This window comes from Blastococcus tunisiensis (assembly GCF_900112815.1).
In the GTDB taxonomy this organism is placed as follows: Bacteria; Actinomycetota; Actinomycetes; order Mycobacteriales; family Geodermatophilaceae; genus Blastococcus_B; species Blastococcus_B tunisiensis.
The window spans coordinates 79,065-104,313 of record NZ_FOND01000016.1; the positions used below are offsets into that span (position 1 = coordinate 79,065).

22 protein-coding genes and 2 pseudogenes are annotated in these 25,249 nt (G+C 67.4%); 19 read left to right on the plus strand and 5 right to left on the minus strand.

From position 1 onward, the window contains the following. Positions 1 to 67: 67 nt before the first annotated feature. The 7 genes from BM142_RS18585 (at position 68) to BM142_RS18615 (ending at position 7,448) form a co-directional block, all read left to right on the plus strand. Positions 68 to 883, plus strand: coding sequence for a 2-keto-4-pentenoate hydratase (locus BM142_RS18585; RefSeq protein WP_092202004.1), 816 nt, complete (start codon positions 68 to 70; stop codon positions 881 to 883). Continuing rightward, positions 880 to 1,854, plus strand: coding sequence for an acetaldehyde dehydrogenase (acetylating) (locus BM142_RS18590; protein ID WP_175527346.1), 975 nt, complete (start codon positions 880 to 882; stop codon positions 1,852 to 1,854). Before BM142_RS18585 ends, BM142_RS18590 begins: the two co-directional genes overlap by 4 nt. Beyond that, entirely contained in the window at positions 1,851 to 2,873 is a 1,023-nt protein-coding gene (dmpG, locus tag BM142_RS18595) for a 4-hydroxy-2-oxovalerate aldolase (RefSeq protein ID WP_092202006.1), read from the plus strand. The genes BM142_RS18590 and dmpG overlap by 4 nt, the downstream gene beginning before the upstream one ends. A gap of 280 nt (positions 2,874 to 3,153) precedes the next feature. Then, complete coding sequence (gene hpaB, locus BM142_RS18600) at positions 3,154 to 4,635, plus strand: 4-hydroxyphenylacetate 3-monooxygenase, oxygenase component (protein ID WP_092202008.1); 1,482 nt, start codon at positions 3,154 to 3,156, stop codon at positions 4,633 to 4,635. Between the two features lie 328 nt (positions 4,636 to 4,963). Further along, positions 4,964 to 5,920 (plus strand): DODA-type extradiol aromatic ring-opening family dioxygenase, encoded by a 957-nt coding sequence (locus BM142_RS18605; RefSeq protein WP_175527347.1) that lies wholly within the window; start codon positions 4,964 to 4,966, stop codon positions 5,918 to 5,920. A 104-nt stretch (positions 5,921 to 6,024) separates the two neighbouring features. Continuing rightward, positions 6,025 to 6,909: an alpha/beta fold hydrolase gene (locus BM142_RS18610; RefSeq protein WP_092202064.1), complete on the plus strand. Its 885-nt coding sequence runs from the start codon at positions 6,025 to 6,027 to the stop codon at positions 6,907 to 6,909. Next, entirely contained in the window at positions 6,909 to 7,448 is a 540-nt protein-coding gene (locus tag BM142_RS18615) for a flavin reductase family protein (RefSeq protein ID WP_092202066.1), read from the plus strand. The genes BM142_RS18610 and BM142_RS18615 overlap by 1 nt, the downstream gene beginning before the upstream one ends. A gap of 184 nt (positions 7,449 to 7,632) precedes the next feature. Here BM142_RS18615 and BM142_RS18620 read toward each other — a convergent pair whose 3' ends face one another. Further along, entirely contained in the window at positions 7,633 to 8,298 is a 666-nt protein-coding gene (locus BM142_RS18620; RefSeq protein ID WP_175527348.1) for a GntR family transcriptional regulator, read from the minus strand. A 469-nt stretch (positions 8,299 to 8,767) separates the two neighbouring features. Here BM142_RS18620 and BM142_RS25690 point away from each other — a divergent pair. The 12 genes and pseudogenes from BM142_RS25690 to BM142_RS18685 all read left to right on the plus strand — a co-directional run. Next, positions 8,768 to 8,992 (plus strand): annotated as a pseudogene (locus BM142_RS25690) (SDR family NAD(P)-dependent oxidoreductase); the annotation flags it as partial. A gap of 28 nt (positions 8,993 to 9,020) precedes the next feature. Beyond that, positions 9,021 to 9,509, plus strand: a pseudogene (locus BM142_RS25280) (SDR family NAD(P)-dependent oxidoreductase); the annotation flags it as partial. 824 nt (positions 9,510 to 10,333) lie between these two features. Next, positions 10,334 to 12,025, plus strand: coding sequence for a bifunctional 3-(3-hydroxy-phenyl)propionate/3-hydroxycinnamic acid hydroxylase (locus BM142_RS18640; protein WP_092202018.1), 1,692 nt, complete (start codon positions 10,334 to 10,336; stop codon positions 12,023 to 12,025). Then, complete coding sequence (locus BM142_RS18645; protein WP_092202020.1) at positions 12,022 to 12,831, plus strand: ABC transporter ATP-binding protein; 810 nt, start codon at positions 12,022 to 12,024, stop codon at positions 12,829 to 12,831. The genes BM142_RS18640 and BM142_RS18645 overlap by 4 nt, the downstream gene beginning before the upstream one ends. Next, on the plus strand, positions 12,828 to 13,718 hold the full coding sequence (locus tag BM142_RS18650; RefSeq protein WP_092202022.1) for a branched-chain amino acid ABC transporter permease: 891 nt from the start codon (positions 12,828 to 12,830) through the stop codon (positions 13,716 to 13,718). The genes BM142_RS18645 and BM142_RS18650 overlap by 4 nt, the downstream gene beginning before the upstream one ends. After that, positions 13,711 to 14,874, plus strand: coding sequence for a branched-chain amino acid ABC transporter permease (locus BM142_RS18655; protein WP_175527349.1), 1,164 nt, complete (start codon positions 13,711 to 13,713; stop codon positions 14,872 to 14,874). The genes BM142_RS18650 and BM142_RS18655 overlap by 8 nt, the downstream gene beginning before the upstream one ends. Further along, positions 14,871 to 16,118 carry an ABC transporter substrate-binding protein gene (locus BM142_RS18660; protein WP_092202026.1) on the plus strand — a complete coding sequence of 416 codons (1,248 nt, stop codon included), beginning with the start codon at positions 14,871 to 14,873 and terminating at the stop codon, positions 16,116 to 16,118. The genes BM142_RS18655 and BM142_RS18660 overlap by 4 nt, the downstream gene beginning before the upstream one ends. Continuing rightward, on the plus strand, positions 16,115 to 16,945 hold the full coding sequence (locus BM142_RS18665; protein WP_254791066.1) for an ABC transporter ATP-binding protein: 831 nt from the start codon (positions 16,115 to 16,117) through the stop codon (positions 16,943 to 16,945). Before BM142_RS18660 ends, BM142_RS18665 begins: the two co-directional genes overlap by 4 nt. A gap of 13 nt (positions 16,946 to 16,958) precedes the next feature. Beyond that, complete coding sequence (locus BM142_RS18670; protein ID WP_092202028.1) at positions 16,959 to 17,924, plus strand: 3-carboxyethylcatechol 2,3-dioxygenase; 966 nt, start codon at positions 16,959 to 16,961, stop codon at positions 17,922 to 17,924. Beyond that, positions 17,921 to 18,763, plus strand: a complete 843-nt coding sequence (locus BM142_RS18675; RefSeq protein ID WP_092202030.1) for an alpha/beta fold hydrolase — start codon at positions 17,921 to 17,923, stop codon at positions 18,761 to 18,763. Before BM142_RS18670 ends, BM142_RS18675 begins: the two co-directional genes overlap by 4 nt. Before the next feature lie 92 nt (positions 18,764 to 18,855). After that, the gene (locus BM142_RS18680) at positions 18,856 to 19,617 is read left to right on the plus strand and encodes a 2-keto-4-pentenoate hydratase (RefSeq protein ID WP_092202032.1); all 762 of its coding nucleotides are present in this window, start codon (positions 18,856 to 18,858) and stop codon (positions 19,615 to 19,617) included. A gap of 132 nt (positions 19,618 to 19,749) precedes the next feature. Then, positions 19,750 to 21,279 carry an aldehyde dehydrogenase (NADP(+)) gene (locus BM142_RS18685; protein ID WP_092202034.1) on the plus strand — a complete coding sequence of 510 codons (1,530 nt, stop codon included), beginning with the start codon at positions 19,750 to 19,752 and terminating at the stop codon, positions 21,277 to 21,279. A gap of 651 nt (positions 21,280 to 21,930) precedes the next feature. Here the strand turns inward: BM142_RS18685 and BM142_RS18690 are convergent. The 4 genes from BM142_RS18690 to BM142_RS18705 all read right to left on the minus strand — a co-directional run. Continuing rightward, entirely contained in the window at positions 21,931 to 22,374 is a 444-nt protein-coding gene (locus BM142_RS18690) for a nuclear transport factor 2 family protein (RefSeq protein ID WP_092202036.1), read from the minus strand. A 184-nt stretch (positions 22,375 to 22,558) separates the two neighbouring features. After that, positions 22,559 to 23,350: an IS21-like element helper ATPase IstB gene (gene istB / locus BM142_RS18695; RefSeq protein WP_092202038.1), complete on the minus strand. Its 792-nt coding sequence runs from the start codon at positions 23,348 to 23,350 to the stop codon at positions 22,559 to 22,561. Beyond that, positions 23,347 to 24,591, minus strand: a complete 1,245-nt coding sequence (gene istA, locus BM142_RS18700) for an IS21 family transposase (protein ID WP_092202040.1) — start codon at positions 24,589 to 24,591, stop codon at positions 23,347 to 23,349. Before istA ends, istB begins: the two co-directional genes overlap by 4 nt. 362 nt (positions 24,592 to 24,953) lie before the next feature. Further along, positions 24,954 to 25,249: transposase (locus tag BM142_RS18705; protein WP_175527350.1), on the minus strand; the 296-nt coding region annotated here is incomplete at its 5' end.

Genomic DNA, 25,249 nt, shown 5'->3' on the forward strand with positions numbered 1-25,249 from the left:
CGGGGAAGTTCCGGTCACCGGAACTAAACGCTTCCCCGGAGAGCGCCGCTAGCCCAGGATCGCCTTTGTGACCATCACCAATCCGCACGTCTCACCCGAGGTCGAGGCTGCGGCGCGCCGACTTCAGCAGGCCGCAACTGGCGGGGTCCCTTGTGCGCCGGTCCGAGACCTGATCGGCTCCGACGACGTCGCCGCGGCGTACGCCGTGCAATCGGTGATCATCGGTGATCGAGTGGCCGCGGGCGCGACGGTCGTGGGCCGCAAGATCGGTCTCACGTCCCCGGCGGTGCAGCAGTGGCTGGGCGTCGACACGCCTGACTTCGGCGTTCTGCTCGACGACATGGAGTACGCCGAGGACGAGACCGTCCCGACGGGGCGTCTGCTCCAGCCCAGGGCCGAGGCCGAGATCGCGTTCGTGCTCGGTTCCGATCTGGCCGAGGGGCCGTTCACGGCCGACTCCGTACGCTCCGCCGTCGACCACGCCCGCGCAGCGATCGAGATCGTGGACTCCCGGGTGATCGACTGGGACATCCAGCTCGGCGACACTGTTGCCGACAACGCCTCGAGCGGACTCTACGTCCTGGGAGCCGAGCGGCGGACGCTCGACGAGGTCGAGCCGGTCGACGTGGCGATGGTCATGACCTGTGACGGCACCGAGGTGTCGACCGGCAACGGCGCCGCCTGTCTCGGGGACCCGCTCAATGCACTCGCCTGGCTCGCCACGGCCGCGCTGGAGTACGGGGAGCCCCTGCGGGCGGGACAGGTGATCCTGTCCGGTGCCCTCGGGCCGGTGCACCCGGTGCCACCCGGCGCGGTGATCCGCGCCGACATCACCGGGCTCGGCTCGGTGACCGCACGCTTCTCTGGGAAGGACGACGCATGAGCGAGAAAAAGACCAAGGTGGCGATCATCGGGTCGGGCAACATTGGCACCGACCTGATGATCAAGGTGCTGCGCACTTCCGAGACCCTCGAGATGGGCGCGATGGTCGGCATCGACCCCGACTCGGACGGGCTCGCCCGCGCCGGCCGGTTCAAGGTGCCGACCACCGCCGAGGGCGTGGACGGTCTGATCGCCATGGAGGGCTTCGACGACATCGCGATCGTCTTCGACGCCACCTCCGCCGGCGCCCACCGCATCAACGCCGCCAAGCTCGCGCCATACGGCAAGAAGCTCGTCGACCTCACCCCGGCCGCGATCGGTCCCTTCGTCGTGCCGCCGGTGAACCTCGACGCCCACATCGAGCTGGACAACGTCAACATGGTCACCTGCGGCGGCCAGGCCACGATCCCGATCGTGGCCGCGGTCTCCCGAGTGACCGAGGTGCCCTACGCCGAGATCGTCGCGTCGGTGGCCAGCAAGTCCGCAGGCCCGGGCACGCGCGCGAACATCGACGAGTTCACCGAGACCACCGCGAATGCCGTCGAGGCGGTCGGTGGGGCGTGGACCGGCAAGGCGATCATCATCCTCAATCCGGCTGAGCCGCCGCTGATCATGCGAGACACGGTGTTCTGCCTGATCGAGGACGCCGAGGAAGCCAAGCAGGACGCGATCCGCCAGTCGGTGGAGGAGATGGTCAACTCGGTGCAGCAGTACGTGCCCGGCTACCGCCTCAAGCAGTCGGTGCAGTTCACGAGGCTGCCCGAGGGCGAGCCCGTGCACACGATGTTCAAGAAGGGCATCGGCGAGGTCGCCGTCACCCACAAGGTCGCAGTCTTCCTCGAGGTCGAGGGTGCGGCGCACTACCTCCCGCCCTACGCCGGGAATCTCGACATCATGACCGCCGCTGCGCTGCGCACCGGTGAGACCATCGCGGCCGCTTTGGCCGAGACCAAGGCAGGAACGCCGGCATGACCGAGCTGTACATCCAGGACGTCACCTTGCGCGATGGCATGCACGCCATTCGTCATCGCCTCGACCCCGAGAACGTCGCTCTGATCGTGACGGCCCTCGACGGCGCCGGTGTCGATGCCATCGAGGTCACCCACGGCGACGGGCTCGGCGGTGGGTCACTCAACTACGGTCCTGGCTCGCACACCGACTGGGAGTGGATCGAGGCGGCCGCGTCCGTCATCCGCAATGCAACCCTCACCTCGCTGCTGGTGCCCGGCATCGGCACCGCGGCGCACCTGCGGACGGCGTACGGGCTGGGGGTGCGGTCCGTCCGCGTGGCCACCCACTGCACCGAGGCCGACGTGGCCAAGCAGCACATCGAGACCGCGCGCGAGCTCGGGATGGACGTCTCCGGCTTCTTGATGATGTCGCACATGGCGCCCGCCGAAGAGCTGGCGCAGCAGGCCAAGCTGATGGAGTCCTACGGGGCGCACTGCGTCTACGTGACCGACTCCGGCGGCCGGCTCACCATGGACGGCGTCCGCGAGCGCATCCGCGCCTACCGCGAAGTGTTGGGCCCGGACACCCAGCTGGGCATCCACGCACACGAGAACCTCTCGCTGTCGGTGGCCAACTCGGTCGTCGCCGTCGAGGAGGGCGTGTGCCGAGTGGATGCCTCCCTGGCCGGACAAGGGGCAGGCGCCGGTAACTGCCCGATCGAGCCGTTCATCGCGGTCGCCGACCTGCAGGGTTGGAAACACGGCTGTGACGTGTTCAAGCTGCAGGACGCCGCCGACGACCTGGTGCGCCCACTCCAGGACCGGCCGGTCCGCGTCGACCGGGAGACCCTCACCCTCGGGTACGCCGGGGTCTACTCCTCGTTCCTACGGCACGCGGAGAGCGCCGCGCAGCAATACGGGGTCGATACCCGGGACCTCCTCGTCGAGGTCGGCCGACGCCGCCTCGTCGGTGGCCAGGAGGACATGATCATCGACATCGCGCTGGACCTGCTGCGCGAGCGGGAGCAGCAGCCCGCCTGACACCCTTGGATTCCAGCAACACGGCCCGCCTCCCGAGAGGCGGGCCGTGTCCGCTTTTGGGGGTGACGACGGGCGGGCCGCCTGCGACGTCGCGAGGTCGAGAGCATGCGCGCCATCGCCGAAGGGGGCGCAGACCCCGGAGCCACAAGACTCAGCGCGCGCGGCGGCGGTCGACCCACGGAGTGCGGGCTCGCGGCTGCGCATACTCGCTGAAGGGTTGTATGTCGATGTGACGCTTGCTAGCGTTCAATGCACGCTAGCATGCCAATGGGGGTCACACATGGTCCGGTCAGGCAAGGAGTACGTCGAGGGGCTACGCGCGCGGCCCCGAGAGGTGTGGCTTCGGGGGGAGCGCGTCGATGATGTGACCGCCCACCCGGCGTTCGTGCGGCCGATCGCCCAATTGGCGTCCCTGTACGACATGCAGACCGATCCGGAGTTCGCCGACCGACTCACCATCGAGACCCCTGACGGTCGAGTGCCGATCGCGTTCATCCCTCCGGAGTCCCAAGAAGACCTGGCTGCTCGCAGGGAGGCTTTCCGGATCTGGTCCGAAGCCACGCTAGGCCTGATGGGGCGTTCTCCTGACTTTCTCAACTCCACGCTCATGGCTTTCGCACAGGAGCCAGGCGTGTTCGCCGAACTCGGACCGCAGTACGCCGAGAACGTGCGCCGCTACTACGAGTACATCCGCGACAACGACCTCTTCCTGACGCACGCGCTCATCACGCCGCAGACCGACCGCTCCAAGGCGACGTCGGAACAGGTGGATCCGTTTCTCCACATGGGCGTCGTGGAAGAGAACGCTGACGGGCTGGTGGTCCGTGGCGCGCGCATGCTGGCCACGCTGGCGCCCATGGCGGACGAGATTCTCATCTATTGCCTGCCTGGCATGCGAGCCGGAGACGAGAAGCACGCCGCCGTCTTCGCGATTCCGGTGGACACGCCGGGGCTGCGCCTGATCTGTCGCGAGACGTTTGACGACGGCACGCGGAACCCGTTCGACCACCCACTCTCTTCCCATTTCGAGGAAGCCGACTGTCTCGTCGTCTTCGACGACGTCACCGTCCCGTGGGACCGCGTATTCCTCCACGGCAACGTCGAGCTGGCCAACGCGCTCTACACGCGGACCAACCTGCGCCAGTACACGGGGCACCAGACCGGCGTCCGTGGTCTCGTGAAGATGCAGTTCGCCACCGGCGTGGCCATGGAGCTCAGCCGCTCGGTCAAGATCGACACGTTCCTCCACGTACAGAAGGCCCTCGGTGAAGCGATCGCGGCGGTCGAGATCTGTCGCGCTCTGCTGCTCGCGGCCGAGGCGGAGTACGAGGTCACCGAAGCCGGATCGCTGCGGCCGAGTTTCCGCGCTCTGCAGACCCTGCGCATGCACCTGGCTACGGCCTATCCGAAGGTCATCGAGACGCTGCAGACCCTCGGTGCAGGTGGACTCCTGATGATGCCCACGGCCGAGGACTTCGGTAGCCCCATTGCCGGCGACGTCGAGAAGTACTACGTCGGCGCCGAAGGCATGCCTGCCGTCGACCGCGTGCGGCTCTACAAATTGGCCTGGGACCTGTGCGGTGACGGCTTCGGTCAGCGTGCTCTGCAGTACGAGCGCTACTACGCGGGCGACCCGTTCCGCAACTACGCCATGAACTACCTGACGTACGACAAATCCGAGTGCGTGAGCCTCGTGAATCGGGCCCTCAGCCTGGCCGGCGAACCCAGCGGCGGAAATCCGGGCCGGTCGACCCAGGGCTGATACATCGCGGACGGGCCGGGTGCCGCCACGCACCCGGCTCGGTCCATCGGCGGACACTCGCCGTCCGGCGGCACGTGCCCGGTCGATGACGAATTCACGTTCGCGATGTTGCAAGGCATCAGCGTACGAAGGAAGACACCGGTGGCCGGAGGGCTCGGGAAGGCTCGAGCCCCATTCGGGGCCAATCATGGTCCGCCGCACGCGGCGCCGCTTGGTCAACGTGTGCGGCGTGCCCGTCGTACGCGGCAAGTCGCGCACCGTTCGTGCGCTCGAAGGTTTCCGGCCGCTCGGGGCTCCTCATCGGCGGCATTGCGGTCTAGGAGAGATCATGGCAAAGATCGTCGGTTGCATCAGCCTGTCCCACTCACCGTTCTGGAACATCACTCCGACACCGGAAGTGTCAGCCTCGGGCGGCCTCTTCGTCCGAGCCGTCGATGCACTGCGGGAGGCCGGCAGAGCCCTGTCGCCGGACGCCGTGGTCATCATCGGTCCCGACCATGCCCGGGGCTTGTTCTACGACCTATTGCCTCCCTTCACCATCGGAACGGGGCGGATCGAAGGTGTGGGCGATTACGAGACCCCCGGCGGCGAGCTGCCTGGTCGTCCTGAGCTGGCCAGCGAGATTTTCGCAGGCGTGACGCGTCGCGGATTCGATCCCGCGATCTCGCTGGACCTGCGCGTCGATCACGGGCTCACGCAGGTCTACGGGAAGCTCTTCCCCGAGCAGGACGTCCCGTTGATCCCCGTGATCCTCAACTCCGGATGCCCCCCACTGCCCACGTTCAAGCGCTCCTGGGACTTCGGGGCGGCAATGGGGGCGGCACTGCGCGAGTCGGCGGTTGCTGCGCGCGTCCTGGTGGTCGGCTCCGGAGGCATGTCGCACTGGCCGGCCTCCACGTCCGCCTTCGACCCGAGCATCACCGAGGAGTGGCGCTCCTTCCTCATCAACGGTCGACCACGCGTGGACGAGCTGGAACCCACGCGACGAGCAAAGGCCTTGGCCATCGCTGCGGGCGAGACGACGGGTCAGGTCAGTGCGGACTGGGACCGTGACCTGCTGCGCCGGATACGGACCGACGCTGGCGTGCTGCGGCGGTTGGACGGTGAGGACGTCGAGGCGCTCGCCGGCCCCGGTGCACACGAACTGCGCACCTGGGCCGCCGCGACGGCTGCGTGGGGAGCACCTCTGGCCTACGTCGACTACGAGCCGGTGCCGGAGTGGATCACCGGCATGGGGATGGCCGCCAGCCACGTCCCTGCCGAGGCCCTGACGTCGGTCAACTGATCGCTTTCGCTGCTTCGCGGATGCGAGCAGCCCCGAGACCCACGAGCAGTGGGAAAAGGCCGGCGTCACCGCGGGCCGGCCGACGTGAAGGAGATGTGGAGCTGATGTCCGTGACCATCCCGGAGTTCGTCACCCCGGAGTTCTTCGGCCTCGAGGACCGGTGGCTCGAAACGGCCGAAGGCGAGCTCACTCACTACCACGAGCTGGGTGACGGCGTCCCTGTCGTGTTCCTGCACGGGTCCGGAACCGGCGTGACTGCGGCGGCCAACTGGTGGCTGAACCTCGACCCGGTCGCCACCTCGGCGCGGTGCATCGCGATCGACATGATCGGCTACGGCCAGACCGTCGTCCCTGTGGGCACGCCGTACGGGATCCGGGAGTGGGTCGCGCACGCGGTGCGCGTCCTGGACGCGCTCGGGATCGAGAAGACGTGGCTCGTGGGCAACTCGCTGGGCGGATGGATCGCCTTCCAGTTCGCCATCGAGCACCCGGACCGCGTACTCGGGGTGATCTCCATGGGGACGGGTGGGGGACCGGCAAATGCCAACCTGCACGGTCTCGTGGGCACGGAGCTGACCGCGGCAGGGATCCGTCGCACGTTGGAACTGTTCGTCGAGGACACCTCGATCGTCACCGACGAACTGGTCGCCCTCCGCCTGGAGACGGCGGAGAACGACACGGCGTCCGATCGGCTCCACCAGGTCGTCGCTGCGCGCGAACGGGACCGCGTGGAAGTCCCGCTCGACGACGCGGCGCTCCGACGTCTCGACCTGCCTGTGCTTCTCGTGCACGGGATCCAGGACCGGATCATTCCCGTGGCCCGGACCCACGAGTTGCTCGACGTCATTCCCGGAGCCGACGCGCACCTGTTCAACCGGTGCGGGCACTGGAGCCAGGTCGAGCGCGCCGATGACTTCAACGACCTGGTCGCCTCGTTCATCAGGAACCACCAGGAGCGCCGCGTCGGCCCCGGCCCGGTGCTTGCGTGATGTACCGGGACGTCACCGCCGAGCGTTTCCGGCACGCGCTCAGCCAGTTCGCCTCCGGGGTCACCGTCATCACGACGGGGACCGTTGGCACCTCGACTGCGGCAGGGTGCACGGTCAGCGCTTTCAGCTCCCTCTCTCTGGACCCCCCGTTGGTTCTCGCGTGCATCGCCCGGGGGAAGTACATGCACAAACAGCTCGCCGAGGCCGAGCACTTCGCGGTGAATGTCCTATCCGACCATCAGCGTGACGTCGCCATGACATTTGCCCGCGCCTCGGAAGACCGCTTCGCGGGGGTGCCGGTCCGCGCCGGCCATGACGGTGTTCCGCTGTTGCAAGGGGCCGTCGCGCACCTGGAGTGCACCCGGTATGCCGTTCATGACGGCGGCGACCATGACATCGTCGTCGGCCGCGTGGAGCAGGTCGAGGTGACGCGAGGCGAGCCGCTGGTCTATGCCGGGGGTCACTTCCTCGACCTGGGCCTGGAGTCCCGGCAAGGAGCCGACGTGCCGTACGAATGGCTGCTGTCGGCTCCCTGGTGACGGTCGCGGACGCGCCATCGCAGGGGAGTGCCCGCGGCTCGTGAGGCCGATCGCGGCGCGACCCTCACATGCCCAGGAGCTGGCGATGCGCACCTATGCTCGCCACTTGCGACTCATGGTGCGCTCGGCTCCATCACCGGGCCCTCGGCGGCTTCCCGTCGATCAGTCGGCTGGAGTCCACGTTTCAGGACGTCGGGATGCGCGTACGGGGAAGCTCATCCTGTTGTCCGCGAATGAGATCCACGTTGTTGAGAACATGCTGCTCCGTCCTGGAGCGCGCGGCCGCGACGTCGCCGGCCACGAGTGCGTCGTAGATCTGCTGGTGCTCACAGTGCCGGCGCTCGAGTGCGCTGCCCATCGGAGCGGGCAACCCAGCGGTATTGATAAGAAAGTCGCTGAGGTCCCACATCCGGAGGCTCATGTCGCGCACGATGTCCGATCGCGTCATGTCGTGTATGACGCTATGGAAGGTGCGGTTCAAGGTCCGGTATTCGTGGCCTCTCCGAGCCTCGTCCGGGTCGTCGCGCAGGGCATCGATGCGCCGGTGGACGGCTTCCAGCCGCGCGAGGTCAACGTCTTTTCTACGGCTGGCGGCTACGGCCGTGGCGGCGCCCTCGAGCGAGGCGAAAACGGTGAAGAAGTCCGTCATCTGATCCATGTCGTACCGAAGGACTCGGCAGCCGACCTGAGGGACGATCTCGACCAGACCATCAGCGTCCAAGCGCCGGAGCGCCTCCATGATCGGTTGCTTGCTCATGCCCAGATCGGCCTTGAGGGTGGTCAAGGGCAAGCGCTCGCCGGCGGGCCAACGCCCATCGAGCAGCGCCTCCTTGATCGAGCCATAAGCCACGGACGACAACCGGAGACCACTGCGTCGCCCGGACGGGCCATTCGTGGACGACGCTCCCTGGTCGGGGGGGGGTAATCGCTCCACTCCTCTGTGCCGGTCACGCTCGTGAGCCTAACCACGTGGCGCTCAGGGTCGGCGATGAGCTTTTCGGGACTCCGCTCCACCTCCCCCGGGACTGAGGCATGGTGCGGAGCGACAGCGTGCCGGGATCGCTCGGTCGCCTCACTCAGTCGACGCGTGTGGAGCGGCGCGGGTGGCGGTAGGTCCCGTCGGGTCTCCGGATGCCGGCTTCGGGCGCGAACTCACACCAAGAATCCGTCGAATCGTGAACCTGGCTGCACGGCCTTCCTGCAAGGTAACTCTCGTCAAATACGGTGAACCGCTGGCGACCGCGACTTCGGAGAGGCCAATGTCTGCGCCAGAGTGCGGTCACACGAAGGAGAGTCAGTCTGTGAACGACGCACCCGAGATGCCCACCCGACGACCCGTCGCCGTGGTGGCAGGCGGCACCGCCGGCATCGGCGCGGCCATCTCCCAACTCCTCGACCGTGACGGCTACCAGGTGGTGGTCGTCGGTTCGCGGACGGTGGAGGAAGGCTCCGCCGTGGTCGCCGCGTTCGACGCGGGGACCTACATCCAGGCGGACCTCAGCGAGCCGAGCGCGCCCGGACGAGTCATGGCACGGGTCGAGCAGGAGCTCGGCCGCGCGGGACGTCCTCGTTTACGCGGCGGGCGCGACCGCCCGCATTCCCCATGCCGACGTCGCGGCGGCGACGGACGACGTGTGGCAGAAGATCCTTGCCCTCAACCTGCTGGGGCCGTGGCGTTTCGTCCAGGCGGCCGAGCCTCTGCTGCGCCAGAGCAAGAACGGCAACGTCATCTTCATCGGCGCGTTGGCCGGAGCCGACGTGGGCGGCAGCAGCATCCCGTACGCCGTGAGCAAGGCAGCCCTGCACCACATGTGCAAGCTGCTCGGCGGCGCCCTCGGGCCGGAGATCAGGATCAACACCATCGCGCCGGGATTCATCGAGACGCGGTGGACCAGCGGCGAGGACTGGGGCGGCCTTCGCGGACTCGTCGAGCAGAAGGCTCCGCTCCATCGGACCGGGAACCCGGACGAGATCGCGGAGATGGTCCGCGGCTTGCTGCGGTCGACCTACGTCACCGGACAGACGATCGTGGCGGACGGCGGCTTGTCGCTGCTCCCGTAGCCACCGCCCGGCACCGTCGGACCACTGAACCGGTCGACGGCTACGGCTGGGCTCGGGTCCGATCGGAGACGGCTCGGTCGGAATCGAGAACGATCGCGGACGCCATGGCCCGAGCAACGGGGCGGGAGATGCCCGCTCGCGCGCACGTCGCGTCGAACCGTGCAGGGCGAGGTCGCACGGCGTCGTCCCGCTCACCGGCCTCGCCGCGCTGGGCGGGATGGAACGGTGCGCCGCCGCTGCACCCGAGGTGGGGTTCGTTGGCTGAACCGTTCAGGGCCACTGGCACGCCCTCCCGACGCCCGAGGTGGACGGCGCCCTCAAAAAGTGGGCGAGTCTCTCCATGGCCTATGGTCACGGGGGTTGCTCGTGGCTCGTGCTCGGTCGAAGGCAGCAGACGGGATGACCGTCGGCGAGGCGGCTGCCTTCCGCGCCTTCACGGGCGGCGCTCACGGCGAACCTCGCCTTGATGGCACCCGCCGTGAACCGCGTGCTGAGTGATGATCCGGCATGAGTGCAGGCTCGAGGCGTCCATCGTGCGGTCGTTGTCGGCGTCCCGCCGGGTGGCGCGGACCGAGCCCCGCGGCGCCCTGAACAGCTCCGGCGCCGCGCCCTGCACAGCCCAGGGGTGCCCGCGGCGGCGCGTCCGGAAGAGATGCTTGCGACACACCTGTGCTCTTCGCTACTCTGCCGCGGAACGCTAGCATGTCAGTGACATGGGTCATGCCGTCCGCAAGGTTGTGCATGGTCCGCTGACGGAGGCCCGCCAGCATAGCACCGATTCGCCCCCAGCCATATGCCTCTGCACATAACGAAAGGCGGGTCGCATGGCTTCGCGCAACCAGTGGGACGTTCTCGTCGTGGGCGCCGGTCCGGTGGGGCTCATGCTCGCCAATTTGCTCGGTGGCTATGGCGTCCGGACGCTCGTGGTCGAGGCGCGTGAAGCGTTGATCGACTATCCCCGCGGCGTAGGGATGGATGACGAGACGCTCAGGATCTTCCAGGCGGCCGGTCTCGTCGACGAGGTCCTTCCCCACACGGTGCCCAACCAGTTCATGTCCTTCGTAAACGGTACCGGCAAGCTTCTCGCAGAGATCTCTCCGACGGCTGCAGACTTCCACTGGCCCAAGCGCAACGGTTTTGTCCAGCCGTTCGCCGACCAGGTGCTCCTCCGGGGACTGGGACGGTTCGCACACGTCGAGGTCCGCTGGCAAACGACGATGGTCGGGCTCGCTGAGGCGGATGACACCGTCGTGGTGCAGCTTGAGAGTGCCGGGCAGTCGAGCGAGATTAGAGCCTCCTACGTCGTCGGCGCGGACGGTGGTCGAAGTGCGACACGACGAGCGGTCGGCGTGGCGTTCGACGGGCAGTCATCGTCGACCCGCTGGCTCGTCGTCGACCTCGAGAACGACCCTCTGGGCCGTCCCGGAGCGGTTGTCGGCGCCGATCCTCGCCGTCCGTACGTTTGCGTCAGCATTCCCCATGGAATTCGTCGTTTCGAATTCATGCTGAAAGACGGTGAAACGGACGAGACCGTAGAGCAGCCAGGCTTCATCGCAAGCTTGCTAGAGGGCAAGGTTCCCGATCCCCAGTCCGTGTCGGTCCTGCGCAGCCGCGTCTACATTCACCACTCGCGCATCGCGGCGGACTTCAGAGTGGGTCGCGTGCTGCTCGCCGGAGATGCAGCCCATCTGATGCCGGTCTGGCAGGGGCAGGGCTACAACAGCGGGATCCGCGATGCCAGCAACCTCGCCTGGAAACTGGCGGCGGTTTCGTCCGGCCGCTGCGGAGATGAACTGCTGGATTCGTACGACATGGAGCGTCGGGGTCATGCGCTAGCCATGATCCGACTGTCCACCCTCGTGGGCCGGATGATCTCACCCACCAATCCCATCGTGGCCGGTCTGCGCGACGTCGTGTTGAGGGCAGCCTCGGCTGTCCCCGCCGTCAAGCGATACCTCGTCGAGATGCGCTTCAAGCCCATGCCGACGTTCACGCGCGGCGCGCTGAGCACGGGCGAATCCACGTCGTCGCCCACACACGTCGGACGACTCTTTCCGCAACCTCGCGTTGCGACGAGGCAACAGCCTGACTTGCTCCTGGACGACCTGGTGGGCCCGTGGTTCAGCTTGCTTGTGTGGAACAACGATCCGACCGCCATACTCGACGATGACGCCAGGGACGTGCTCCGCAGGCTCGGTGCCCGGCTGGTTGCGGTCAGGCCAGCGGTGCAGCTCGGCTGGCCGGACCAGGACCACGAGGACGTTCTCGTCATCGGCGACACCACCGGACGACTGAAGCGCTGGTTCGATCAGCAGAGCGATTCGGTGGTCCTATTGCGACCCGACCGGGTGGTTGCGGGCGCGAGTCCCGCTCAACGAGCGTCCGCGATGGTTCGGGCGGTCGCCGCCGCCGCTGTTGTGCTTCCCGAGCGTGGTGGGGGACACGAGTCCGCAAGTACCTCGAGCGCAGAGCAACCGGACCGGACAGCAGATTCCCTCGACGTGGTGGAGCAGTGAGCCCGCAGACGGCCGCGCCGCTGGACATCGAGGGGGTGACCGTCGCGTTCGGCGCGGTCAAGGCGCTGGACGATGTGAGCTTCTCCGTGCAAAGCGGTCACGTGCACGGGGTCATCGGCCCTAACGGGGCTGGCAAGTCGTCTCTCTTCAACGTTATCTCGGGCGTCTATCGACCGAGTGCAGGTGAGGTCCGACTCGACGGGATGGCGTTGACGAAGCTTCGTCCGCACGAAGTCGCGGGCTTGGGCATCGGGCGCTCCTTCCAGAACGTGGATCTCGCCGGCGAGGAGAGCGTGCTGGAGAGCCTCCTCGTGGGCCGGCACGACCTCATGCGGTCGGGGGTGACCGCGGTGATGCTGGGATTGCCTCGCGCGCGACGTGAGGAGCGCGAACACAAGGCGCGCGTCACCGAGATCGCGGACTTCTTCGGGCTGGCCGACCATCTGGACCGGCCCTTGCATGAACTGCCGTACGGCCAGCAGAAGCTGGTGGACGTCGCGCGCGCCGTGTGCATGGAGCCGCGTTTGCTGATGCTCGACGAGCCGGCGGCAGGCCTGGACGAAGCGGAGACCGACACCATCAGCGAGATCATCCTGGATCTGCGCTCCGCCCTCGATCTCACGGTGCTGCTGATCGAGCACGACATGGGAATGGTCATGAAGATCTGCGACCACCTGACGGTTCTCGACTTCGGTCGCCGGATCAGCGACGGCACGCCGTCCGCGGTCCAGTCCGATCCTGCAGTCGCGTCGGCCTACCTGGGAACCGGCGAGGCGGCCGAGATCGAAACGGGGACGGCGCCGTGATCAAGTTCCTCTCGCTTCTTCTCGCCGGCCTCTCGCTGGGCTCGATGTACGCCCTGGTCGCCATGGGCTTCGTGATCATCTACAAGGCGAGCGGGGTAGCGAACTTCGCGCACGGGTCGCTGCTCCTCATCGGGGCCACCTTCGTGGCCTTCACCCACGACACCCTCGGATTCGGTCCCGCTGTGTTGGTCGCGCTACTCGGCACCGCTGCGAGCGCTTTCCTCCTGCAGTTCCTGTTCATCCGCCCGATGCGGACCGCGTCGCCGATCCCCACGACGATCGTCACGATCGGGATGGACATCCTGCTGCTGGTCTTGCTCACCGGGCTCCTGGGAGAGGGGCTGCACGAGCTCGGACAGCCGTGGGCTGGAGACACGGTCGTCATCGGGGACGTCGGAATCACCGTGAACCGGCTCATCGGTCTGATCGTCGCGGCACTCCTGATCGTCGGGTTCCTGGTGCTGTTCAAGAGATCGGCCTGGGGAATCAGCATGCGCGCCGCGGCCGAGGACCCCGAGGCGGCCGCCTTGGTCGGTCTGCGCCTGGGGCGTGTCACCGCCACCACGTGGATCATCGCCGGCGTCCTGGCGTGCGTTGCCGCCATTTTCCTTACGGGAGCGCCGACGCCGGGCCTGTCGCCTGCGCTCTGGACGGTCGCCCTCGTGGCCTTTCCCGCCGCCATCATCGGTGGGCTCACCTCGGTGCACGGAGCTCTCGTCGGAGGCTTAGTCATCGGCGTCGCCGAAAGCCTCGCCACCGGCTACCAGCAGCAGTTGCTTTTCCTCGGCCGCGGTTTCGGGATCGTCGTTCCGTTCGTCGTGCTACTGGTTGTCCTGCTTGTTCGGCCGGAAGGGCTCTTCAGCGCACGAGGGGGTCGACGTGTCTGATCGGCTGCAGAAGTGGGATTCCCGCCTCCTTGTCACGAGGGCGCTGGCGGTCCTCGGAGTGTTGCTGCTGCTGGTCGCACCCCTGTATCTTGAGGAGTTCTGGCTCCGGCTCGGCTTCACCGCGTGCGGAGCCGCGATCGGAGCGCTCGGGCTGAATATTCTCACGGGGGCTGCCGGCCAGCTGAGCCTCGCGCATGCCTTCTTCCTTGCTGTGGGTGCGGTCACCTACTCCTGGTTGGCCGGGGATCCGGATCCGGCTATCGGTCCGACCGGCCTCGGCTGGCCCCCGGTGGTGGCGATGGCGATGGCGATCGTCGTCACCGCGGCCGTCGGCCTGCTCGTCAGCCCGATCTCGAGCCGGCTCAGCGGCCTGTATCTGGGAATTGCGAGTCTGGCGCTCGTCTTCATCGGGCAGCACCTCCTCGCGACGCTCAGCGGCATCACCGGAGGCTTCCAAGGTCGCTCGGCACCAACCTTCAGTGTGTTCGGATTCGAGTTCAGCAATCAGTCGGAGCTGCTGGTACTAGGCGTGCCCTTCGGGCGCTACGAACGTCTCTGGTATCTCGGCCTGCTGCTCCTGGCCGTCAGTGCATGGGCCGGGCGAAACCTGCTGAAATCGCGTCACGGCCGGGCTTTTCGGATGATCCGTGACAAAGAGCTGGCCGCTGCGGTGAGTGGGATCTCGGTCCGTCGTGGCAAGCAGAACGCCTTCGTGGTCTCGTCGGCCCTGGCCGGCCTAAGTGGCGCGCTCTTCGCCATTGCCATCGGCAGCATCGCCCCGGTGTCGTTCTCCCTGGACGTGTCCATCCAGTACCTCGTGATGATCGTCATCGGCGGAATGGGCACGGTCACGGGATCGATCCTGGGGGCGGCGGTAGTCACCGCCCTGCCCATTCTCACGCAACGGTACGGCGGCGTTTTTCCCCTTGTCGGTGACGTCGTGTCACCCGCAGCTGCCGCCCGGTACCTCTACGGCGGGGCGCTCATCGCCGTTCTCATGCTGCAACCCCGCGGACTCGCCGCCGTCGCCGGCCTGGTGCGGCGGCGCGCACCTTCCAACTCCGCTTCTGAGGCGAGACCGATTGCAGGCGGTCGAGCACCAGTCGATCCACCGACCGATACAGACGCTCTCGAAAGAAAGGCGCCAATCACATGAAGTCGTCAACCCGAGCCGGCCTCGCAGCCCTCGCCGGTGTCGCTGTAATCACGAGTGGTTGTAGTAGCAAGGCGGAAAGTAATCAAAGCAGCGACGAGGGTGGCGTCGAGGTCGGCGCCGGAATCAGCGACGGCACGATCAACCTGGGCATGATGGTCGACCTCAGTGGGCCTTTCGCCCCAATCGGCAGGGAGTTGTCGCAGGCAGCCGAGCTGTACTGGGACCAGAAGAACGAGGACGGCGGGGTCTGCGGGCAGTTCCCTGTGCAGTTGGACCTCAAGGACAACGCCTACAACGTCCAGACCACCGTGTCGCTGTACAGCGGCATGCGGGACAACGTGCTCGCCTTCCAGAACATCCTCGGGACAGCGCCGTCATTGGCGCTGGCCGACTCGTTGTCCGCCGACGACATGCTGGTCGTCCTGCACGGTCAGGGGCAGGAGGCGCTCGGGTACGAGAACATCATGCTGGCCAACGCGACCTTCGACATCGAGGCCGCCAACGGACTCGGCTACCTGCTGGAGCAGGGAGCGATCACGTCGGGAGGCACCATCGGGCATATCTACCTGGAGGGATCCTACGGTGAAGGCGTCCTCGAGGGCGTCGAGAAATTCGCAGACGTGAACGACATGACCGTTCGTGGCATCCAGATCACCCCGGCCGTCACTGACATGACGCCGGCCATCGCTGATTTGAGCAGCGCGGAGATCGACGTCCTCGTGGTCTCCGGATCGCCGCCGCAGCTGGCGTCCGCGGCGGGCGCGGCGGCTGCTGCCGGGCTGGACGTTCCGATCCTCGGCAGCGGTCCCACCTGGACGTCGGGGCTGCTGGACACCTCTGCGGGCGACGTCCTTCGCGACAAGCTGTACGTCGCCTTCCCGTCCGCTTCCTTCGACAACCCGACTGCCTCAGACTTTCGAGACGCGTACATCGCCGAGTACCCGGGAGAGGACCCGAGTCTGCAGATCATGCTGGAGTACGTCGAAGCGCGCGCCCTCGACGCGGTGCTCGAGCAAGCCTGTGAGAATGGTGATCTGACCCGGGCCGGCGTGATGGCGGCCAAGTCGGAAGTGACTTCAGTCGAGACGGAAGGCACGGCTCCCGTTCTCGATCTCTCCGACCCGGCGAAGCCGGCGACGGGTGAGGAATACATCATGCGTGCGGCCGACGTCCCCGGCGGACTCGAGGTCGTCGAGGGGCCGTACATCAGCGAGGTCGGCCAGGAAATCCTGGACGCCAAGTGATCGGAGGCCGCGGATCCACGGGAGTCGGCGAGCTCGAGATCGCCGACCTCGCACTGAACTACGGTGGGGTCGTTCGAGCGCTGAACGGTGTGAACCTGTCGTTGCCGGCCGGATCCGTGGTCGCCTTGCTCGGACCGAACGGGGCCGGAAAGACATCCTTGCTGCGGGCCGTTAGCGGCAATCTCCGCCACCACCGTGCCTCGGTGAAGGGGGAGATCCGCTACGCCGGCACGTCGCTGGTCGGGCTCGGTCCGGCTGAGACGGTGCGTCGGGGGGTCGTCCAGGTCCCGGAGGGGCGGCGCATCTTCGCCAGTCTGACGGTCGAGGAGAACCTCACGCTGGGTGGCCAGGCCCTGCGCAGTCAGCAGGACTTCCAGTCCGCCCAGGAGCGGGTCTTCGAACTCTTCCCCGTGCTGGCCGAACGCCGAAAGCAGCCGGGCGGCCTCCTGAGCGGCGGTGAGCAGCAAATGCTCGCCATCGGTCGGGCGATGATGGCCTCGCCGAGTGTTCTGATGCTCGACGAGCCATCGCTGGGCCTGGCCCCAAAAATGATCGCGACGATCGCCGACATCATTCGGTCGATCAATGCGATGGGCACGAGCATCCTGCTGATCGAGCAGAATGCCACCATGGCGCTCGCCCTCGCCCATCATGCCTACGTACTGGGTCTCGGTCGAGTCGTGCTTTCGGGTGCGACGAGCGACCCTGGCCTGATGGGCGAGGTGCGCCGCCTGTATCTGGGAGACACACCACACGAGGGGGAAGTCGTGGGAAAGTCGTCGCCAGCACGTCCGCGCCCCACGCTTACCCGCTGGGCGCGGTCATAGGAGAGGAACGCACATGTCTGTCGCTCTCTGCACGACCTCGCATTCTCCGCTGATCGGACTGAATGACCCGGATCCAGCGGTACGGACCGAAGTGGATCGAGTGCTGGGTTCCGCTCGTGACTTCGTGCAGGACTTCGACCCTGAGTTGGTCGTGATCTTCGGGCCCGACCACTACAACGGCTTCCTGTACGAGATGATGCCATCGTTCTGCGTGGGGGCCGCCGCGACCTCGGTGGGCGACTACGGGTTGCCGAAGGGGCCGCTGCACGTGGATCGTGGGGCCGCATACGACATCACTCGAAGCGCTTTGTCTGCCGGCGTCGACGTTGCGATGTCTGAGGACATGCAGGTCGACCACGGCTTCGTACAACCGCTGCTGTTCTTGTTCGAGTCGATCTCGAGCGTCCCGGTCGTCCCGATCTTCATCAACTGCGTGGCCGAGCCGCTCGGCCCTGCGATCCGGAGTCGCCGACTCGGCCAAGCTGTCGGCCGGGCGATCGGTGCCATGGATCGCCGGGTGCTCGTCGTGGGGTCGGGGGGGCTTTCGCACGATCCGCCGGTGCCACGCCTTCAAGAGGCTCCGGACGAGGTAGTCGAGCGGCTGATACGTGGCCGGAATCCGTCTCCGGAGCAGCGTGCCACCAGGGAAGGCAGGACGGTTGCTGCTGCCGCGGAGTTCGCTCATGGTTCCCAGGCATACCGCGCCCTCAATCCCGAGTGGGATGCGCTCGTGCTTGATTCCCTGGTGCGAGGGAATTTCGGGACGGTGGATGAGCAACCCAATGAGTGGTTCGTCGAGGAAGGCGGCCATTCGGCACACGAGGTGCGCACGTGGATTGCGGCGTACGCGGCCCTGGCGGAGCAGGGTCCCTACACTGTCCGGTCTAGCTTCTACAGGGCCATCCCTGAGTGGTTCGCCGGATTTGCGACTACGACGGCCTCAAGTAATCCTCCACCCACCTCGTCGGAGTCTAAGTGAGTATCTGGACCAGAGTCGGTCACATTCCCTTCCGGGTTCGCTATGTCGAGGTCGGCCGCTGGCGCACCCGTGTCCTGGAAGCGGGCGAAGGCCCTGCGCTGATCCTGATGCATGGCACGGGTGGGCACCTGGAAGCCTACTTGCGAAATATCTCCGCTCTCGCGGAGCATTACCACGTCATCGCCTATGACTTTCCGGGGCACGGGTACACGACCCATGCCGAGGAAGATCTCGAGATCGACGCGTACGTTGGTCATCTGCTCGAACTGGTTGACGTCTTGGGTATTGCGAAAGCGCACCTCAGTGGGGAGTCGCTGGGCGGCTGGGTGGCCATCAAGTTTGCTGCCGCGTATCCGGAGCGCGTGGACCGCCTGGTTCTCAATACGCCCGGCGGCACGATGGCGACGCCGGAAGTGATGGAGCGAATCCGGTCGCTGAGTCAGGCTGCGGCCGATGATCCCTCTCCGGAGCGGGTGCGCGCCCGACTGGAGTGGTTGATGGCGAGACCTTCATCCGTCACCGATGAGCTGGTGGACGTCCGACGCGCTATCTATGCCCAGCCTGGCTTTCCGACGTCGATGCGGCACATCCTCTGCCTCCAGGACCCGGAGATCCGGAGCCGAAATCTCATCGAGCCCACCGAACTGGCTGCGATTCCAGGCCCGGCCTTGGTGGTGTGGACGAGTGATGATCCATCCGGTCCTGCCGGTACGGGCATGGCGATGGCCGAGGCGATGCCCCGGGGAGAGTTCCAGCTCATCGAGGATGCGGGTCACTGGCCCCAGTGGGAACAACAGCAGCAGTTCGACGACACCGTGCTGGAATTCCTTGGGCGCTAGAAAGGTCTGCTACGTCTCAAAGGATTGCGCCGAGGAGCAGTACCGCCCGGAGAAGCGAGCGAGTCACGGAGACTAGTCGGCGAGGAGGGTGTATGGAAGCGGCAGAATTGATCTCTAAAGAGATTCTCGCTGCGAAGTGGGGACGGCAGTTGCTGGAGCCGGCTTCGGAGCGGTACGAGTTCGGGCTTGTCGATGCATACGTGGTCCAGCGGCGCCTCCTTGAATCACGAGTGGCGGCCGGTGAGAGGCAGGTCGGCTGGAAGATCGGCTACACCTCTCAGGCGATGCGGGAGCAGATGGGAGTAGCGGAGCCGAATTTCGGATTTCTGACGGACCGCATGGTGCTGGACAGCCCGGCCGAGCTGCCACCCGGTTGCCTTCAACCACGGGTGGAGCCAGAGGTGGCCGTGGTTCTCGCCCACGAGATCAGACCGAGCATGAGTCTGGCGGAGATCGCATCGTCCGGCCATGAGCTGCGCTGCGCGCTCGAAGTGGTCGATCCCGTGTGGCGGGACTATCGCTTCACGCTGCGGGACAACACCGCTGATGGGTCCTCGGCGGCCTACGCGATCCTCGGGCCGGCTATCTCGCTTGATCGGGACCTGGCGGCTATCAATGTCGTGCTGTCCGAGGGCGGGAAGGAGCTTGCCACGGGGAGTACGAGGGCGGTCATGGGTCATCCGTTGGAGGCGCTCCGTTGGCTGGCCGGTGCCCTTGCCGCTCAGAGCCTGGCCCTCAAGGCCGGTGACCTCGTGCTGACGGGGGGGATCACTCGTGCGATGCCGCTCAGGAGCGGACTCGAGGCAACGTTCCAGGGAGTCGGATCTGTTTCAGTTCGTTGGCCCACCCAGTAACGGTCGAGCTACCGTCAGGTTCTTTCGGTGCTCTACGACCAGGCCCGCGGCCGGACACGTCAATCGAGTGAAGTTCGGCGCGTCCGGCTGACGCTTGACCGCACTCGCACCTGTAGCACGGAAGGACTTGCCATGGCCGACGTTGTGAGCATCGACCCCCGCATCGGCGACGCAATCGAGGTGGTTGCTCAGGAGACGACGACGAACGATATCGACCGGCTCTGCCAGGGGGCACTGGCCGCCGCGCCCGCGCTGGACGGCCTCGGCCGGTCCCGCCGCGCCGCGCTACTGTGGACGCTCGCCGATGCGCTGGAGGCCCGCCGAGAGGACATCGTCGCCCTCGCCGACCGAGAGACCGCGCTCGGAACCACCCGGCTAAGCGGCGAGCTGGCCCGTACCGGCTACCAGCTGCGGCTGTTCGCCGAAGTGCTGGAGGAGGGCAGCTACCTCGAGGCGGCGATCGACCACGCCGGCGACACCCCGATGGGCCCGCGGCCCGATTTGCGCCGGATGCTGCTGCCGATAGGCCCAGTCGCCGTCTTCGGCGCCAGCAACTTCCCGCTGGCCTTCTCGGTGCCCGGTGGTGACACCGCCTCCGCGCTTGCCGCCGGCTGTCCCGTCGTTGTCAAGGCGCACGGCTCGCACCCGGCCACCGCGCAGCTGGTCTTCCAGATCATGGAGCAGGCCGCCCGCGAGGCGGGCGCGCCGGAGGGGACTCTCGGCCTGGTGCACGGCCTGCAGGCCGGCGCCGATCTGGTCGCCCACCCCGCGATCCGCGCCGTCGGCTTCACCGGCTCGGTGAACGGTGGCAAGGCGCTGCTGGAAATCATTGAGCGGCGGCCCGACCCGATCCCGTTCTTCGGTGAGCTGAGCAGCCTCAACCCGGTCGTTGTCACCCCACAGGCGGCACACGAGCGGGGGACGGAGATCGGACAGGGCCTGGTCGGATCCTTCACCCTTGGCGCCGGCCAGTTCTGCACCAAACCCGGGCTCGCGCTCGTTCCTTCGGGCGAGGGCGGCGACGCCGTCGTCGCCACCATGATCGAACAGGTGCGGCAGACCGCGCCGCAGGTCCTGCTGAACGAGGGCATCGCTGCCGCCTACAGCCGAATCTCCGGCCAGCTGGCGGAGCTGCCCGGCGTGCGCGCGCTGGCGGAGGGCGGCTCGCCGTCCGGCGACGGCTTCCAGGCCGCGCCGCAGCTGCTCGAGACGACGACCGAGCTACTCTCCCCGGAGATGACCGAGGAGTGCTTCGGACCGGTCGCGATCGTAGTTCGCTACGGCGACGAGAATGAGCTGTTCGCCGCGCTGGAGCGGATGCCCTCGTCGCTGACCGCGACTGTGCACCGCGGTGCCGGGGAGACCGCGCTGCCGCTTGCGGTCTCTCAGCAGCTGCGCGGCCGGGCCGGCCGGTTGGTGTACGACGCCTTCCCGACTGGCGTCGCCGTGTCCTGGGCACAGCACCACGGCGGCCCGTGGCCGGCGACGAACACGCAGTACACATCGGTGGGGACGACGGCGATCCGCCGCTTCCTGCGTCCGGTCACCTGGCAGGACGCGCCAGCGGAGCTGCTGCCCGCGGAGCTTACCGAGGGATACACCGCCGTTCCACGCCGGGTCGACGGCGAACTGCGGCTGCGGGGTGCGATGCCGCGAGAGTAGACGAGGTCGACGCCGACGACCCGGGCAGCGCTGATCTGGGCGGGCCGCGGCCGCTGGTCGAGCAGGAACCCGATGTCGATGCAGTCGATCATGCTGGTAATCCGATCAACCATACCGGCGAGCCGGGCGATCTACGCGGAGACCCGGACAGCAGGGCTCTTCATTGGTCGTGCGGTACGCCGGGATCGAGCGTCCGATCTTCGAGACGAGGCCGAGGTTAGGGGGTCGCGTCAGTCATGTCGGCGAGGTAGACGACGGTCATGCCGTCGCCGAGCACGCCGAGCTGCGCGGATGTGGGCCCGCGAGGTACAGATCCCGGCACAGCGCTTGGAACTTCTCGAGCTCGTTGTCGCTCTTGAGGTAGGCGTTGCCGAGTTCGGCGAGACGGTTCCCAGTTGGTAGCCCCAGTTGCTCCGGCGGAGGAGCCCTCCTCGACCAAGGCGAGGCGCAGGTTCAGCACCGTGGACTTCGGCACCCGCCCAGGCGCCTCAATTCGCTCCGGCCAAACGGCTCCTTGAGGTCGCGGCGAGCAGCGAGATCCCGGCCGCCGCGTCAGAGCCGGTGACGGCGATCGACGGACCTCCAGGCGGTCGTGGTCCAAGGGTCCTCCTCCGAGGCGGTGGGTGCTGGATCGGTGTGCAGGACCATCGCTCAGGTCGGCCCCTCGGGATAGTCCCGGCCGTCGTAGTCAAAGCCGCCCAGCTCGAGTCGCTCCAAGGACTTGTCCTGCGGGGATGCGTAGTAGGCGCGGATCTCGGTGATCAGCACATGGTCGTCGAACTCGTACCACTCGGTACCGCGGAGGATCACGCCGGCAGCCTGTTTGAAGTGCGTCCACTCGGAGACGGCGACCCGGCGGTCCTCGTCCACGGCGATCGAGTCGACGGTCCACGCCGATCGTCCGGTGCGGACCAGCCCGGCCCAGCGCTCGGCGATGTACTCGTTCCCGCGCCAGGGTCCGTCGTACATGTCCGGGGGGAAGTAGTGCACGGCGTCGCGACTCATGTGGGCGGCGACGGCGGCGGCATCACCCGAAGTGCAGGCGTCCATGTAGTTTCGGACCCGAGTCTCCAGGTCGGTGGTGGTGAGGGCCAACGAGTGCACCTTCTTCCCTGGCTGGTTGTAGAGAGCCCCAAGTGTACGTAGAACTCGTCGTGGTCAAGATGCTGAGCATTCGGCCAGGATGCTGAGCTTGAGCAGTTAGAGCCCGTGGCGGGGAGTGTCAACGACGGCCGAAAACTGACCCCCTAGCAACGGCTGAAAGTTGACCCCCTCGTGGTCATGCTTCGTCGGTGGTGGCCGGGTGGGGCCGGCCGAGGTCGCGGTCTTTGAGTCGGTAGCTGTCGCCCTTGAGTGAGATGACTTCGGCGTGGTGCACCAGCCGGTCGATCATGGCGGCGGCGACGACCTCGTCGCCGAAGACTTCGCCCCAGCGGCCGAAGGGCTTGTTGCTGGTGACGATGAGCGAGGCCCGCTCGTAGCGGCTGCTGACCAGCTGGAAGAACAGGTTGGCGGCCTCGGGTTCGAACGGGACGTAGCCGACCTCGTCGACCACGAGCAGCGGATAGCGGCCCAGCCGTCGGAGTTCGTCGTGCAGCCGGCCGGCGTGGTGGGCGTCGGCCAGCCGGGTGACCCACTCGGTGGCGGTGGCGAAATGCACCCGGTGGCCGGCCTGGCAGGCGCGGATCGCCAGGCCGGTGGCCAGGTGGGTCTTGCCGGTGCCGGGCGGGCCGAGCAGCAGCACGTTCTCCTTCGCGGTGACGAAGTCCAGCGTGCCCAGGTGCGCGATCAGCTCGCGTTTGAGGCCGCGGGCGTGGTCGAAGTCGAACTCCTCCAGGCTCTTGCGGGCCGGGAACCGGGCGGCGCGGATGCGGCCCTCCCCGCCGTGGGATTCCCGTGCGGAGACCTCCCGCTGCAGGCAGGCGATCAGGAACTCCTCGTGGGTCCAGGACTGCTCCCGGGCCCGCTCGGCCAGCCGGGGCACCGCCTCGCGCAGGGTGGGCGCCTTCAACGCGCGGGTCAAGAACGCCACCTCTGCCGCCAGGTCCCGGGCGGTGGTTGTGCCGCTCATGCCACGCCACCCTCGGTGATGCCGAATGCCGCGTCGTAGGTGCTCAGCGTCCGGATCTCCACCTCACCGGCGGGTGTGGCGGCGGGGCGCAGCATGCCGATCCGCTGGGCGCGCAGCGCCCGGGCGGCGGCGACGTGCTCGTCGGCGGAGATGGTCTGGTGGCGGGCCCAGACCCGCTGATGGTCGGCGACCGTCTGCCCGTCGCAGAGCACCCGCACCCGCTCGAGATCGGCGATGACCTTGATGCGGCGGCCGATCACCGCCGGGTGCACGGAGTAGTCATTGCCATCCAGCCGCACGTAGTGGTCGCGGGCCAGCCGGGCCGAGGCCCGCCAGCCGGGGGCCGGAGCGACCGGTGGCAGCGGCAGCATCGCGGCCGTATCGGCGCCGATCCGGTCGGTGGGTGCGCAGCCGAGCGCGCGGCGGGTGCGGGTGTTGGCCAGCTGCAGCCACGCGGTCAGCTGGGCGTTGAAGTCCTCCGGCCCGGTGAAGCTGCGGCCGGGCAGGAACGACCGCTCCAGATAGTCGTGGAGCCGCTCGACCAGGCCCTTGGCCTCCGGATCGGCCGGCCGGCAGATCAACACCTTCGTGGCCAGGGTGCCGCGGAAGGCCTGACACTCGGCGGAGAGCTCGCTGCGGCCGCCGCGCCAGCGGCCGACCGCGCCCTCGCCGTCCCAGACCAGCACCCGCGGCACCGCCCCGAGCGAGGTGATCAGCTGCCACCAGCCGGCCATCAGGTCCTCCGCGGTCCGGGAGGGAACCAGGACGGCGGCGGCCCAGCGGGAGTAGCCGCAGACCATGGTCAACACCGGCAGCTGCTTGGCGGTGCGGGTCTGGCCGTGGCCGACCGGCAGCTCGATCGGCGGAAACCAGAAGTCGAACTGAGCGATCTCCCCGGCCACGTACTGCGTTCGGGAAGCTGGATCCGGCGGCAAATACACCGGCCGCAGCTCGGCGACCCGATCGCGCAGCACCGTGATCGAACGGGACCAGCCGATCCGCTCGGCGATCACCGTCGCCGGCATCATCGGGAACGCCGCGAGCAGCTCGCGAACCCTCGGCTCGACATCGTCCACGATCGACCCACGAAGGGTGCGCGCGTACTTCGGTGGCCCATCGGCCCGCAGCGCGGCCCGCACCGTGTTCCGCGAGACGCCCAGCACCCGCGCGATCTGCTTGATCGGGATCCCCTCGGCCCGATGCAGCCGGCGGATCTCCGCCCAGTCCTCCACGGACAACACCTCATCCCTCCCCGGCTCGACTGGAGCCAGGGTCTCGGGAGGGGGTCAGTTTTCGACCGTTGTCAGGGGGTCAGTTTTCAGGCGTTGCCGACAGGGAGTTCCTTCCTGAGCAGTCCGTCCCCACGCCCAGGCCGTCTGACCGTGCGTCAATGATTTCGCGCTCCAGGTTAGAGGGCTGCCCCTACTGCGGTTGACTCTGACGGGACGCGTCGCTCAGTCGCCTCTTCCCCATTCAGGGCGCGCGTGTTCATGACTTTCATCCCTGACGCCTTGGCCCAGCTCGGTCGGACCCTCCCGGGTCTGCGCGGGGTCAAGTCCGCTGGCGTGGTGTGTGACGGCTGGCGCGTGATCTTCGTGATTCGTTAGGCGCTGAGCGCCGGAATAGTCACCTCCTCAGCGGTGGTGGAGTCGGTGTCGGCAACGGGTCGGATGCGGCAGCGGGCGAGGACGTCAAGGCCGAGGTAGCGGCGGCCTTCGGCCCACTCGTCGTGCTGCTCGGCCAGTACGGCGCCGACCAGGCGGATCAGGGAGTCGCGGTCGGGGAAGATGCCGACCACGTCGGTGCGCCGGCGGATCTCCCGGTTGAGCCGCTCGCTCGGATTGTTCGACCAGATCTGGCGCCAGACCTCCTTGGGGAAGGCGGTGAACGCGAGCACGT

Excerpts from the sequence above, each read along its gene's own strand:
- BM142_RS18590 (WP_175527346.1), top strand. The coding sequence starts at position 880 with ATGAGCGAGAAAAAGACCAAGGTGGCGATCATCGGGTCGGGCAACATT.
- dmpG (WP_092202006.1), top strand. The coding sequence starts at position 1,851 with ATGACCGAGCTGTACATCCAGGACGTCACCTTGCGCGATGGCATGCAC.
- hpaB (WP_092202008.1), top strand. The coding sequence starts at position 3,154 with ATGGTCCGGTCAGGCAAGGAGTACGTCGAGGGGCTACGCGCGCGGCCC.
- BM142_RS18605 (WP_175527347.1), top strand. The coding sequence starts at position 4,964 with ATGGCAAAGATCGTCGGTTGCATCAGCCTGTCCCACTCACCGTTCTGG.
- BM142_RS18610 (WP_092202064.1), top strand. The coding sequence starts at position 6,025 with ATGTCCGTGACCATCCCGGAGTTCGTCACCCCGGAGTTCTTCGGCCTC.
- BM142_RS18615 (WP_092202066.1), top strand. The coding sequence starts at position 6,909 with ATGTACCGGGACGTCACCGCCGAGCGTTTCCGGCACGCGCTCAGCCAG.
- BM142_RS18640 (WP_092202018.1), top strand. The coding sequence starts at position 10,334 with ATGGCTTCGCGCAACCAGTGGGACGTTCTCGTCGTGGGCGCCGGTCCG.
- BM142_RS18660 (WP_092202026.1), top strand. The coding sequence starts at position 14,871 with ATGAAGTCGTCAACCCGAGCCGGCCTCGCAGCCCTCGCCGGTGTCGCT.
- BM142_RS18670 (WP_092202028.1), top strand. The coding sequence starts at position 16,959 with ATGTCTGTCGCTCTCTGCACGACCTCGCATTCTCCGCTGATCGGACTG.
- BM142_RS18680 (WP_092202032.1), top strand. The coding sequence starts at position 18,856 with ATGGAAGCGGCAGAATTGATCTCTAAAGAGATTCTCGCTGCGAAGTGG.
- BM142_RS18685 (WP_092202034.1), top strand. The coding sequence starts at position 19,750 with ATGGCCGACGTTGTGAGCATCGACCCCCGCATCGGCGACGCAATCGAG.
- istB (WP_092202038.1), bottom strand. The coding sequence starts at position 23,350 with ATGAGCGGCACAACCACCGCCCGGGACCTGGCGGCAGAGGTGGCGTTC.